This is a genomic window from Streptomyces sp. NPDC001781 (assembly GCF_053596035.1).
Window position 1 is genome coordinate 72,952 of sequence record NZ_JBSFFI010000006.1, and the last position, 12,063, is coordinate 85,014.

General features: G+C 71.1%; 11 protein-coding genes and 1 riboswitch. Of the genes, 8 read left to right on the plus strand and 3 right to left on the minus strand.

Going from position 1 to position 12,063, the window contains the following annotated elements:
* Positions 1 to 23 precede the first annotated feature (23 nt).
* Positions 24 to 551, plus strand: a complete 528-nt coding sequence (locus tag ACWCV3_RS07615) for a DUF4232 domain-containing protein (protein WP_451219874.1) — start codon at positions 24 to 26, stop codon at positions 549 to 551.
* Between the two features lie 156 nt (positions 552 to 707).
* Here the strand turns inward: ACWCV3_RS07615 and ACWCV3_RS07620 are convergent, their stop codons facing one another.
* Entirely contained in the window at positions 708 to 1,817 is a 1,110-nt protein-coding gene (locus ACWCV3_RS07620; protein WP_451219877.1) for a DUF2786 domain-containing protein, read from the minus strand.
* Between the two features lie 135 nt (positions 1,818 to 1,952).
* Here ACWCV3_RS07620 and ACWCV3_RS07625 point away from each other — a divergent pair, with 135 nt between their 5' ends.
* The 3 genes from ACWCV3_RS07625 to ACWCV3_RS07635 all read left to right on the plus strand — a co-directional run bounded on the left by ACWCV3_RS07625 (position 1,953) and on the right by ACWCV3_RS07635 (position 4,846).
* Complete coding sequence (locus tag ACWCV3_RS07625) at positions 1,953 to 2,711, plus strand: Clp protease N-terminal domain-containing protein (protein ID WP_451219880.1); 759 nt, start codon at positions 1,953 to 1,955, stop codon at positions 2,709 to 2,711.
* 59 nt (positions 2,712 to 2,770) lie between these two features.
* On the plus strand, positions 2,771 to 4,429 hold the full coding sequence (locus tag ACWCV3_RS07630) for a bifunctional 3'-5' exonuclease/DNA polymerase (protein WP_451219883.1): 1,659 nt from the start codon (positions 2,771 to 2,773) through the stop codon (positions 4,427 to 4,429).
* Positions 4,430 to 4,457: 28 nt separating this feature from the next.
* Positions 4,458 to 4,521, plus strand: a riboswitch (guanidine-III (ykkC-III) riboswitch).
* Positions 4,522 to 4,531: 10 nt separating this feature from the next.
* Positions 4,532 to 4,846 (plus strand): DMT family transporter, encoded by a 315-nt coding sequence (locus ACWCV3_RS07635; RefSeq protein WP_451219885.1) that lies wholly within the window; start codon positions 4,532 to 4,534, stop codon positions 4,844 to 4,846.
* A gap of 37 nt (positions 4,847 to 4,883) precedes the next feature.
* Here the strand turns inward: ACWCV3_RS07635 and ACWCV3_RS07640 are convergent, their stop codons facing one another.
* Positions 4,884 to 6,395, minus strand: coding sequence for an alpha/beta hydrolase (locus tag ACWCV3_RS07640; RefSeq protein WP_451219888.1), 1,512 nt, complete (start codon positions 6,393 to 6,395; stop codon positions 4,884 to 4,886).
* Positions 6,396 to 6,561: 166 nt separating this feature from the next.
* On the opposite strand from ACWCV3_RS07640, the gene ACWCV3_RS07645 reads away from it, so the two are divergent.
* Complete coding sequence (locus ACWCV3_RS07645) at positions 6,562 to 7,311, plus strand: helix-turn-helix domain-containing protein (protein WP_451219891.1); 750 nt, start codon at positions 6,562 to 6,564, stop codon at positions 7,309 to 7,311.
* 217 nt (positions 7,312 to 7,528) lie between these two features.
* On the opposite strand, the gene ACWCV3_RS07650 is transcribed toward ACWCV3_RS07645, so the two are convergent.
* Positions 7,529 to 8,269 (minus strand): MerR family transcriptional regulator, encoded by a 741-nt coding sequence (locus ACWCV3_RS07650; RefSeq protein WP_451219894.1) that lies wholly within the window; start codon positions 8,267 to 8,269, stop codon positions 7,529 to 7,531.
* 941 nt (positions 8,270 to 9,210) lie between these two features.
* Between ACWCV3_RS07650 and ACWCV3_RS07655 the strand changes: the two genes are divergently transcribed.
* The 3 genes from ACWCV3_RS07655 to ACWCV3_RS07665 all read left to right on the plus strand — a co-directional run bounded on the left by ACWCV3_RS07655 (position 9,211) and on the right by ACWCV3_RS07665 (position 11,960).
* Complete coding sequence (locus ACWCV3_RS07655) at positions 9,211 to 9,861, plus strand: GOLPH3/VPS74 family protein (protein ID WP_451219897.1); 651 nt, start codon at positions 9,211 to 9,213, stop codon at positions 9,859 to 9,861.
* A 71-nt stretch (positions 9,862 to 9,932) separates the two neighbouring features.
* A complete protein-coding gene (locus ACWCV3_RS07660) occupies positions 9,933 to 10,667 on the plus strand; it encodes a DUF3159 domain-containing protein (RefSeq protein WP_451219900.1) in 735 nt (244 codons plus the stop codon).
* Between the two features lie 72 nt (positions 10,668 to 10,739).
* Entirely contained in the window at positions 10,740 to 11,960 is a 1,221-nt protein-coding gene (locus ACWCV3_RS07665; protein ID WP_451219903.1) for a phthiocerol/phthiodiolone dimycocerosyl transferase family protein, read from the plus strand.
* The last annotated feature ends 103 nt before the right edge of the window (positions 11,961 to 12,063 follow it).

Here is a 12,063-nt window from a genome sequence, read left to right on the forward strand (position 1 = left end):
CACGACCTCGATGGGACCAGTACATGCGCCGCGTCATTCCGCTCACCCTCACCGCGCTCGCCGCAGCCCTCGCTCTGACCGCCTGCGACGCCGACGGCAGTGGCGGCGCGGACGGCGCCAAGAGCAAGGCAGGATCGGGCTGCGCGACCGGCGCGGTGGCCCTGGAGGTCGGCTCCGCGAGCGTCGCGCCCGCCGCCGGGGACACCGGCGAGGTGCCGGTCAGCATCACCAACCAGAGCGCCCCCTGCACCCTGGACCACTTCCCCGGTGTCACCCTGCGCCAGGGCGACCGCTCGGTGAAGCTGCCGGTCACCGAGGGCGCACAGGCGCAGACCCTGAAGCTGGCCAAGGGCGCGTCGGCGACCTTCACCGTGTCCTACACCCGGGGCGCGGACGGCGACGCCAAGGCGCTCGACGCGAGCACCATGGAGGTCACCCTGCCCGGCGGCGGCGACGCGAAGAGCTTCCCCTGGAAGTTCGGCCCGGTCGCGGCCAAGGGCACGGACTCGGTGAACGCGTCGGTGAGCGCCTTCCAGCAGGTCGGCGACTAGGGTCTGGCGCGGCTCGGCGGCACGGGGTCCGGCAGCCCGTGACGGGCCGGCGTGCCGCCTCGGCGGGCACCGGCGCCATCGCGCTCCGCTGACGGCGGCGGGTCGTCGCGCGGGCGGCGGACCGCTCGTGCCCCGTACCGCCTCGGTCACACCGGCTCACGGCAGCCTCGGGCGGGCCCTCACCTGGGCCTCGTCCGCCGCCTTGGCGCCCTCGTTCCAGCCGGCCTCGTCGTTGATGCCGCGCAGACGGGTGGTGGTCGTGCGGGGGAACATGTCCTCCAGGCGCTCGGTGACGGCCGTCTCCCGGGTGACGAGTACCGGGAGCAGATCCTGGGTGACCTGGCTTTCGGCCGCGGCTGTGAGGCGGTCGCCGACGCGGTGGGCGTAGGCGGCGAGGAACGACTGGCGGAAGCTCTTGGTCCGCTTGCGGCCCCCGGCCCGCTGGGCGGCCTCCGCCCCGGCCATCGCGTGCGTGGCTTGCACCAGCAGCGAGGTGTACAGCAGCTCGACCGCCTCCAGGTCGGCCTCGAAGCCGACGACGGTGGAGAAGGCGTACGGCTCGTTCCACACCGCGCGGCAGTGGTTGGCCCGGGCGACCGCGTCCAGCAGTACGGCCTTGGCCTGCTCGTACGGCGGCTCGACGCCTATCCGGCAGGCGCCGGGCGCGTCCGGCGCCGGGGCGGAGGCGGCGAGTAGGGCCTCGTCGACGCTGTGCCTGGCCATCAGCTCCTGCGCCTTGGCGGTGAGGGCCTCGGCCTCCTCCGGATACCCGGTGCCCTCCGCCTTGGCGAGCAGCGCGCGGATGCGGCCGAGCGTGCGGGACGTGCCGGGCCCGGCGGGCCGGCGGGGTTCCTCCAGCGGCTCCAGCGTGGGCAGGCGCAGCAGCAGCCGGTACAGCTCCAGGACGGTGGTGGCGTGTGAGAAGCGGTCGGCGGGGCGGGGACCGGCCTGGTCGGCGAGAGCGTCGAGCTGGGCCTTCCAACGGGGGCCGCGCGGGCGGTCCTTGAGCGCCTGGGCACGGATCAGTGCTGCGGCGAGGCCGAGGTGGGCGTCCTCCAGCTCCCGCCGCACCAACCGCGCCAGATCTGCGGGCTGCCACCCGCGCTGCCAGGCGGACGCCATGAACTCCTCGCCGCGCCGGGTGAGTTCGGCGTCGGCACCGGTGTCGGCGGCGAGCAGGGACGCGCCGGTGTCGAGTCCGGAGTCGGTGTCGTCGTAGAGGGCGGCCGTGAAGGCGCGTTCGACGGTGCTGGCGGTGCTGGTCACGTTCTCGATCGTGCCACGGCCGGCCCGTAGCCCGCCGAGACCGTCCACAGGCTGTGGAAAACCGGGCGGGCCCGAGGGGCGGGCGCCTGTCAACCGAAGGTTGACACCTTCCCACTGTCAACCTAGGGTTGTCACATGGCGACCAATCCGAAAGTCACGGCATCCGTACGCCTCGACGACCTCATCGAGGCCATCAGGACCGCCCACGCCGAACCCCTCGAACAGCTCCAGGACGCGGTGATCGCCGCCGACCACCTGGGCGACGTGGCGGACCACCTGATCGGGCATTTCGTGGACCAGGCCCGCCGTTCGGGCGCGTCCTGGACCGACATCGGCAGAAGCATGGGCGTGACCCGGCAGGCGGCGCAGAAGCGGTTCGTCTCCAAGGAGTCCGCCGACCTCGACCCCGCCCAGGGCTTCGGCCGCTACACCCCCCGCGCCCGCAACGTCGTCATGGCGGCGCACAACGCCGCCGTGACCGCCCGCAACGCCGAGGGCCGCCCGGAGCACCTGGTCCTCGGACTGCTGACCGAACCGGAGGGTCTCGCGGTGAAGGCCATGGAGGCCCAGGGCGTGACGGCCGACGCCGTACGCCGGGCCGCGACCGCCGCGCTCCCCCCGGCCACCGGCACGACCCCCGACCTGGTCCCCTACGGCCCCGAGGCGAAGAAGGCCCTGGAACTCACCTTCCGAGAGGCGCTCCGGCTCGGCCACAACCACATCGGCACCGAGCACATCCTGCTGGCCCTGCTGGAGCAGGAGAACGGCACCGGCGTCCTGGCCGGCCTCGGTGTCACCAAGGAGGGCACCGAGGAGTACGTGAACCGGGTGCTGGCCCTGCTCCTTGAGCAGGAGCAGGCGGCGACCCACCCGGACGACGAGCAGGAGAGCTGACCGCGCGGCGAAAGCGCAGCTCAGGACCATTGTCAGACCCCCCTGCCACACTCGGACGCATGACCGACCGGTGGGCGCTCGCACCGGCCGAGGACGGTGGCGTGGACGTCGCCCCCCTCGGCCGGGACGGGCTGCCCGCGGGTCCGGTCCGGCGCGAGAGCGATCTCGCCCAGGCGGTGCGGAGCCGCCCGGAGACCGGACGCTGGGTGTGGAGGTCGACCGCCGAGGTCTACCCGCGACTGCTCGCCACGGGGGTGCGAGTGGAGCGGTGCTACGACGTCGAGGACGCCGAGACCCTGCTCCTGGGCCACGAAGGACGGCACGGCGAACCACGCTCGGCCGCCGCCGCCCTGGCCCGTCTCCGGGGCGGCCCCGTACCGCCCGACCCGCCGCAGCGCGCCGCCGAACCGGGGGCGCAGTCCTCACTGTTCGAGCCGACCGGCAACCGGATGCCGCTGACCGACCTCCTGGAGGTCTACGCCGAGCAGCAGCGAAGACACGGACGGACCGCCCACCCCGACCGGATGCGCCTGCTGACCGGCGCGGAGTCGGCGGGGATGCTGGTGGCCGCCGAGATGAACCGCGCGGGCCTGCCCTGGCGCGCGGACGTGCACCGGGCCCTGCTCACCGAACTGCTGGGCGAGCGGTACGCGGGCGGCGGCGAACCGCGCCGGCTGGCCGAGCTGGCCGACGAGGTGTCCGCCGCCTTCGGCCACCGGGTCCGCCCCGACCTCCCGGCCGATGTGGTCAGGGCCTTCGCCCGGGCCGGTATCAAGGTCGGCTCCACCCGCCGCTGGGAGCTGCGCTCCGTGGACCACCCGGCCGTGGCCCCGCTGCTGGAGTACAAGCGGCTGTACCGCATCTGGGTCGCGCACGGCTGGTCCTGGCTGCGGGACTGGGTGCGCGAGGGCCGGTTCCGCCCGGAGTTCCACGCGGGCGGCACGGTCACCGGACGCTGGGTCACCAACGGCGGGGGCGCGCTCCAGATCCCCAAGGTGATCCGCCGCGCGGTGGTGGCCGACCCCGGCTGGCGCCTCGTGGTCGCCGACGCCGCCCAGATGGAGCCGCGGGTGCTGGCGGCGATCTCCCGCGACCCCGGCCTGATGGAGGTCGCGGCCCGCGAGGGCGACCTCTACCAGGCGGTGTCCGAACGCACCTTCTCCGGCGACCGCGACCAGGCCAAGCTGGCCGTCCTCGGCGCGGTCTACGGCCAGACCGCGGGCGACGGCCTGAAGAACCTGGCCGCGCTGCGCCGCCGCTACCCCAAGGCGGTGGCGTACGTGGACGACGCGGCCCGCGCGGGCGAGGAGGGGCGTCTGGTCCGCACCTGGCTGGGCCGCACTTGTCCGCCGGCGGCGGGGACGGGTGCGGACGCGGGAGAGGAGGCGGGCATCCCGCTGGGCGAGGAGCGCGCGGAAACGGCCACCGACCGGGGGCGGGGCCGGTTCGCCCGCAACTTCGTGGTGCAGGGCAGCGCGGCCGACTGGGCCCTGCTGCTCCTCGCGGCCCTGCGGCGCGCGTGCGCGGACCTCGCCGCCGAGCTGGTCTTCTTCCAGCACGACGAGGTGATCGTGCACTGCCCCGCCGAGGAGGCCGAGCAGGTCGCCGCGGCCATCCGCGAGGCCTCCGCCCTCGCGGCCCGTCTCACCTTCGGCGACACCCCGGTCCGCTTCCCCTTCAGCACCGCCGTGGTGGAGTGCTACGCCGACGCCAAGTGAGCACGCGCCACCTGTGCGACCATGGCCGGCAGAGCTCGAACGAGGCTCCTGGACGAGTGCGCCGTACCCAGCCCACGACAAGACGGCGCGTGGGAGTTCGACATGGGATGGATCGCGCTCGTGATCTCCGGAATGCTGGAAGCGGTCTGGGCGACGGCCCTCGGAAAGTCCCAGGGCCTCTCCCGCCTCCTGCCCTCCGTCGTCTTCGTCCTGGGGCTGCTGCTGAGCATGTCCGGTCTGGCCTTCGCCCTCCGCACGGTCCCGGTCAGCACCGGCTACGCCGTCTGGGTCGGCATCGGAGCGGCCCTCACGGCGGCCTACGCGATGGCGTTCGGCGGTGAGCCGGCCAGCACGGTCAAGATCCTGCTGCTGCTGGGGATCATCGCGTGCGTGGCGGGACTGAAGCTGACGCACTGAGCGGTTCCGCGGGCGGGCGGGGGCGTGGCTTCGGTGGTCAATCCGCGTGGCAGAAAGCGTCCTTCGTGGGCATCCTGCCCTCGACGAGGTAGCGGGTGGTGGTGTTCAACGCGCAGGAGTTCCGGCCCAGGACGTAGACGCCGTGCCCGCTGTCGTCGACGCTGACCAGCCGGGCGCGGTCGCCGAACTTCTCGCGCAGCATTCTCCCGCCCAGGTGCGGGGTGGAGGCGTCCCTGCGGTTCTGCAGAAGCAGTACGTTGCGCGGGCCCTCGGTGTCGACCTCCACGGGCGGTTCGGCGGGGGTGTACGGCCAGAAGGCGCAGGGGGTGATGTTGGCTGTGGCGGCGCCGTACAGCGGGTAGCGCTCACGGTCCTCGGCGACGCCGCGCCGGTAGGTGCTGACATCCTTGGGCCACTCGACGTCGTTGCAGGTGACGGCGAGGAACACGGTCAGGGCGTTGTCGGTCGGCGATACCGGCCCGGCTGTCCCTTCCTGCGGCGGGGGCTGCAGACCACGGACCGCGGCCTCGTCGCCTTCGAGCAGCGTCTGCCAGGTCTGCGCCAGCTTGGGGTACTGCGTCTGCTTGAACAGGTGGCCGAATGTCAGGAGCCGGAACAGGTTGCCGTCGATCCCCGCGACGGGAGCCTTGTCGAGTCGGCCTGCGATGGCGAGGTAGGACGCCCGGACCTGACTGGGTGTGCGGCCCAGGCCGTAGCTGTCGTGCCGAGTGGCGGCCCAGTTCGCGAAGTCCGGCAGGGTCTGCTCCATGCCGAGCGCGTAGCGGCGCATGCCGTCGCGGTCGAGGTGGGTGTCTCCGATGTTGCTGTCGAGCACTATTCGGTCGGAGCGCTCGGGGAACATCGAGGCGTAGGCGGCACCGAGTGCGGTGCCGTAGGAGTAGCCGAGGTAGCTGGTCTTCTCCTCGGCGAGCGCGGCCCGGATCCGGTCCAGGTCGCGGGCGGTGTTCGCGGTGGTGAGGTGACGCAGCCGGCCGCCGTCGTCGTTCTCCGCGCACTGCTTGGCTGTCTGCTCGGCGACCTTGGCCTGCGCGGTGACCGCGGCGTCGTCGGCCGCATAGGGCGGGATGTTGGAGTAGTAGGGGCTGTCCGTGGTGAAGCCGCAGCCGACCGGTGTGGAATGACCGATCCCGCGGGTGTCCATGCCGATCAGGTCGTAGCGGTCGGTGACGCTGCTGGGCAGGCCCTGGGCCACCAGCAGCGCGGAAAGCGCCAGCCCGGATCCGCCGGGACCGCCCGGGTTGAGCATGAGGACGCCGCGCCTCTTGTCCGGGTCGGAGGCAGCCAGCCGGGAGACGGTGAGGTCGATCTGTTCGCCCTCCGGGTGGGCGTAGTCCAGCGGCACGGGCACGGTGGTGCACTGCAGCACGGTCGGGGCGGCTTCCGCCACGACGTCGTCGGGGCACTGGCCCCACGTCACCCGAGGCGTTCTCGCCTCCTCGGCGCCGGCAGGCACAGTGGTCATTGACGCGCCCAGGCCGATGACCGCCAGAAGGGCCAGACTTCGGCCGACGCTGTTCTGTCGTTTCATGTCCAGTCTCCGCATACCGGTGTGTGGGGCGTGGTCGCGACCAGCCCACTCCCTGCCCCTGGGGCACGGTCAACCGGTGGCGGGGCGGAACCGAGCGGAGTTGACCCTGCCCCAGGGGCACGGTTTTCAATGGCGGTCGGGCACGATCTGGGAGAGGGGGCTCCTGGTGGCGTGGAGTACCCGTCAGCTGGCGGAACTCGCGGGGACGACGGCCAAGGCCGTCCGGCACTACCACGAGATCGGCCTGCTCGACGAGCCGGAACGGGCGTCCAACGGCTACAAGCGGTATGGCGTCGGCCATCTGGTGCGCCTGCTGCGCATCCGCAGACTGACCGACCTCGGCGTGGCCCTCGCGGATGTCCCCAAGGTCGAGAGCGGTGACGAGACGGCGCGGCGGATCCTCCGGGACCTGGACACCGAACTCGCGGCGGACATCGAACGCCGGCAGCGGATGCGGCGCGAACTGGCTGCCGTCATGGACAACCGAACCGCGCTCGACATGCCCCCTGACCTCAGAACGCTCGCCGACGACCTGCCCGAAGCCCAGCGATCCCTGCTGATGGCCTACTCCAGCATCCTCACACCCGAAGCGATGGCGGCCCTCCAGGAACAGCTTTCGGGCCCCCGCGACGACCTCGAAGCGGAGTTCGCGGCGCTCGACGAGGACGCTCCCGACGACGTACGGCAGCGGATGGCCGAGCGAATGGCACCCGAAGTACGCCGGCAGCAACGGGCCCACCCTGCTCTGGCCGACCTCGGACTGGCCTCGTACCGGGGAAGGGCTGTCGCGGAGTCGGTCGCTGTGCAGGCACTGGTCGAGTTCCACAACCGCGCCCACCTCGACGTGCTGCGGCGCGTCCACACCATCCTCGTCGAGAACGATGCCTCGGGAAGCGAGATCGACGGCCGGCAGTGAGGACGGCCCGGGCAGGCGCACGCCGCTTCCACGTCGTCCGCGCGGCGGCGTACCGCCTCACAGAAACGAGGCGCTGGGGCACTTGGACCCGACGAGCCCCGGTTCACTGGTGTCCGGGCTGTCGTGGTCGTACCAAGGACTCTGCCGCTCACCCGTCACATCATCAGCGCGCGCCGAGTCCCACCCGCCAGGTCACGAAGCGGCGTTCCGGGGGCGGTCACCGTGGGATATCCGCATCGGACAGGAGCCCGTCGAGCCGCTTCATGACATCCACCTGGGCCGGATTGTAGAGATCGCTGATGGCTTTGCCGATGGTGCGGGCGGTGTGCTGCCGGCCGCGCGGGGCGTCGGAAGCAAGGTCGCTGAGCCCGGGATGGCGGGCACGTAGACCCAGGACGTAAGGCACGAGACGCTCGGCGAGACTCTGGCGGGTCAGCTCGTCGGCATCGGCGGGAAGCTCGTTGAGTTCGCGTGCCACGGGCTGCGGCTCCTGATGGAGCAGGTCGGCATAGGCGTCCATCCCAGTGGGCCCGAGGACCGTGCCGAGGACGGTGACGAAGGAGCGGTCCGGGTCAGGAAGCTCGGCGGTCTTGTCCACAGAGGCGAAGCGGAGGGGAAGATCGCTCGCAGCGCGTCCGCGCAGGAGGGCGCCCACCTCCGCACGGGCGTGCTGCAGGCGTTCGATGGTGGCGTCCAGTTCAGCGTCGAGAGCCCGCAGGTCACGCGGATCGGGGCCCGGATCCGGGTCGTCGTCCATGTCCGCGATCTGGGAGAGGGAGAAGCCCAGAGCGGTGAGGCGCTTGATCCGAAGGAGCCGGACGAGGTGGCTGACGCCGTACTGCTTGTATCCGTTGGAGCGGCGCTCCGGCTCCTCGATCAGACCGATGTCGTGGTAGTGCCGTACGGCCCTGAGGCTGACGCCGGCCAGCTCCGCCATCTCCCGGGTGCTCCAGGCCATGATCGTGATCTCCCCCACCGTCCGGTGCTGCCGACGCGGTCACGTCGTGAGCCCCATTGAAAACCATGACGCAACGGCAGGCTTGGACAGGTCAGAGCGTACGAGGGCGCCGTTCGGGCGGCCTGCAACTCCCGCAGGGTGCGCGACGACAACTCCGGCTCCTCGTCACGTTGTCGGAGCATCCCCGTACCTCCAGCATCCGGACACTCCTTCGCCTTGCGGTACACCGCGTCCGGACATCACGCGCTTGATCCACCGAGATTTGCGGGGCAGTCCTCACGCAACCCTTTTCAGGGCGCCACCCGTGCCCGATTCCGCGCCGGCCCGGTGAACTGATTCACCGAAAAGGCATGCAGAGAAAAAGTCCACCGTTCTCAGTCGAGGCGGTCTCGGCGACGCAATCCGCGGTTCCTGACGGCGCAGGGCGAACAAGGCAGAAGGAGAACCCGCGCCTTGCCCTCGCCGCCACCCCGCTCACAGCACACCAAAGCCTGGCCGGTTCAGGGGGAGATCGCGCCGTCATCGGCGACTCCGGTCGCACCGGCGGTCTCTCCCACTGGCGCCACCTCACGTCCTGTCAGGACGACCTCAGGCGCCGGGCGGACGCTGGTTGGGCCGCTGTCCCGACGGCGGTCTCGGCGCACACCGCGCAGCAAGTCCCGAAATGTCCATTCTCCAGGGCGCGCAGAACTATGCCGTTACGTCACCAGTTTCACGGCTCCGACCCGAGGTAGGAGACCAACTGGAACGCAAAGCAGCAACGAGGGTGCAGCGGTTACTCCCTGACGGACGGGCGAACTACCAATTCGTTCCTTCTGATCCTCGGCAGGGATGAGAGGAACAGAGGGTGCGACCGATAGCGCTTTCCGCTGCGCTCATTTCACTCTCTTATCGGTGATGGAAATTCTTGCTCACTTCGGCCAACACACTGGGGAGTTACCGTGCCCACGACTCTCGCTCAGAAGCTGTACATGCTCTGCTACACCGTCAAGAAGGAGAAGTTCCAGCTCGACAACATTCAGGGACGCGGCCAGCTTCTGCGGGCAGGTGCGATGACCGAGTTGGCCCGCGAGGGTCTGCTGGACGCGACCGGGGGGAAGGTTCGGCGGCTCCCCGGAAGTCCGCCGAAGGATCCGTTCACAGCCTCGGTCTGGTACGACCTGCCCGAGGACAGGCCCAAGGGCTGGCTCAAGTTCCTGCACAACAAGGCGCACACAGCCGAGACCCCGGTCCGCGACCAGCTGCTCGCCTCCGGGGATGTCGCCATCGAACGGGAGAAGAAGCTGGGGGTCGTGTCCACCAAGAGGGTCACCGTGGTGCACCCGGACCTGGTGCACGCCCTGCAGGACCGGGTGCGCTCGACAGTGCTCGACGGCGCGCCCGCCGATGGCCTGACGGACGAGCTGGCGATGGCAGTCCTGGCGGTCGAGCTGGAGCTCACCTCGGTGTGGAGCAAGGAAGACCGCCGCACCCACAAATCCGCTCTGAAGGCGCAAGCGGCGCGTTTCGACGCGTTCGTCCCCGGGCTGCGCAAGGCGCTGCGTGACTCCTATCTCGCGAGCCGGGCCGCGGGAGGCGGCTGGAGCGCCTGAACCGCACTGACGACCGCGATGAGAAATCCCCGAGAGACGCTGCAACCGCAGCACGTGACAAGGAGTGATCGATGACCCGGCTCGAAGGCGAGCACGCCCCCTCCTCGGCTCACGAACGGGGCGGAACCAGCGCGCCGTCCCCCGCCCCGGGTCCGCCCCTGCTCGAGTCCATGGGCGGCACGGCGGGGTTCGTCTACTCGACCGTCCCGGTCGTGGTGTTCGTGATCGCACTCGCCTTGCTGTCGACGAGGGCAGCCGTGATCGCGGCGGTGGCAACCGGTGCGGTGCTCACCGTGGCCCGACTGGTGCGCGGGGAACGTCTTCTCGCCGCCTCGGGCAGCCTGACCAGCGTTCTGGTCGCGGCGGGCATCGTCGCGCTCACCGGTTCCGCCAAGGACTTCTTCCTGCTGGGCATCTGGGTGTCCTTCGCAGGCTTCCTCGCCACCTTCGGTTCGGTCCTCTTTCGTCGCCCCCTGACCGGCGTTGCGTGGAACCTCCTGCACGGGGGCGCGCACGCCTGGCGCGCGGACCGTCAGGTTCTGCGGGCACACGACATAGCCACGCTCGCAGCGGCGGGCGTCCTCGGGGCCCGGTTCGTGGTGAAGCAGTGGCTCTACGTGCACGACGCCACCGGCTGGCTCGCCTTCGCGAAGATCGCCATGGGGACCCCCCTCACCGTGGTGGCCGCGCTGGTCGTCGCATGGGCCTTCCGCACCACGTCCAAGCGCCTCGCGGACAGCCGGCCGGTCCCGGCCATCGCTCGGCAGGAGGCCGAACTCCCGCCTCGCCAGGATGCGTCCAGGTAGCGAGCAGTCACATCACCTCAGCGAGGAAAAGGCCTCATGTCGATCAGCCACACGCAAACGGAGACGGGGACAGTGAGGGAACTCGGAGCCTTCGAGCGGACCATCGATCTCTATATGCGCCGGAACCCTGTCCAGTTCTCCCTGGTCGCCGAGATCGACCGCAAGGTCGGTGAGCAGACGCTGGCGCGGGCACTGCGGAAGGTGCAGGCACGGCACCCGCTGCTCCGCGTCTCGGTCGACCGCCGGGCTTCCCAGGCCCGATACCGGTGGGCGGATGGCCCGATCAGGATCGAAACAGCCGCCGAGGGAACGCCCTGGCAGGCGGTTGCCGCCGGTGAGCAGACGCGCCCCATCGCGCATGAGCCCGGCCCTCTGATGCGGACCGTACTGATTCCCGCGGAGACCGGCAGCGTCATCGTGCTGACTTTCGCCCACCAGATCACCGACGGCACCGGCGGCATGCTCGTGGTGACGGACCTCGTCGCCGCCCTCGACGGCGACGACGAGGACGGCCGGCCGACCCCGGGGCGGGATGTGCCGCCCTCCCAGGAGGCCCTCCTGCAGGCTCTCGACACGGCGACGCCTCCCGCAGGGCCGCCCCCGGATGAGCTGATGAGCACGCCCGGCGAACTGACCCGGTTCTCGGGACGGACACCGCACCTGTCCGCTCTGGCCCTGCAACGCGGTCTGACCACACGGCTCGTGACCCGCTGCCGCGCGGAGGGCGTGTCCGTGCACGCCGCGCTGTGTGCTGCCGCCGGCACCGTCTTCCACCGTGCGGGCCGCGCCCGGGTGAGGGTGCTGAGCCCGGTCGACCTGCGGCGTGCCGCAGGTCTGCCCGACGCCGTGGCCAATCGGTTCGCGGGAGCGCGGACAGTCAGCGAGGCGTCCCAGGCCGGAGATTTCTGGAAACTGGCCCAGCACCATCACCAGGCTCTGGAACACCAGCGGACACCTGGGGTGCTCAAGGCCGGTTCGCAGGCGCTGGCCCAGCAGCCACCGACCACCCCCGAGGAGGCCGAGGCGATGATGACCGTGGCCACCGCCGCCGACATCCAGATCACCAATCTCGGGGTGGTCGAGGCGCCGGCACACGGCCGCGTCCGTCTCACCGCTCTGTGGGGACCGGCGCAGACCACCCAATTGCGCGGTGAGCACGTCCTCGGTGTCGCCACTGCCGGGGGGCGCCTGCGCATGACGGAGCTGACCCACGAACCCGTGGCCGTTCTGCTGCCCGACATGGCCACCGTCCTCGCCCAGCAGTGCACCGAGACCGACGCGGCTCTCTCCTGATGCGTTCAGGACACCGAGCACCGTTCCCGACACAGCGCTGCGGCCGCCCGGCAGTTCGGGGAGCCCTCACCGAACCGGCAGAGCGCCACCGAACCGGCCCCGC

Bases quoted from the DNA above. Each gene is read 5' to 3' on its own strand.
- ACWCV3_RS07660 (WP_451219900.1), top strand. From the start codon at position 9,933: ATGACCCGGCTCGAAGGCGAGCACGCCCCCTCCTCGGCTCACGAACGG.
- ACWCV3_RS07635 (WP_451219885.1), top strand. From the start codon at position 4,532: ATGGGATGGATCGCGCTCGTGATCTCCGGAATGCTGGAAGCGGTCTGG.
- ACWCV3_RS07650 (WP_451219894.1), bottom strand. From the start codon at position 8,269: ATGGCCTGGAGCACCCGGGAGATGGCGGAGCTGGCCGGCGTCAGCCTC.
- ACWCV3_RS07630 (WP_451219883.1), top strand. From the start codon at position 2,771: ATGACCGACCGGTGGGCGCTCGCACCGGCCGAGGACGGTGGCGTGGAC.
- ACWCV3_RS07640 (WP_451219888.1), bottom strand. From the start codon at position 6,395: ATGAAACGACAGAACAGCGTCGGCCGAAGTCTGGCCCTTCTGGCGGTC.
- ACWCV3_RS07615 (WP_451219874.1), top strand. From the start codon at position 24: ATGCGCCGCGTCATTCCGCTCACCCTCACCGCGCTCGCCGCAGCCCTC.
- ACWCV3_RS07625 (WP_451219880.1), top strand. From the start codon at position 1,953: ATGGCGACCAATCCGAAAGTCACGGCATCCGTACGCCTCGACGACCTC.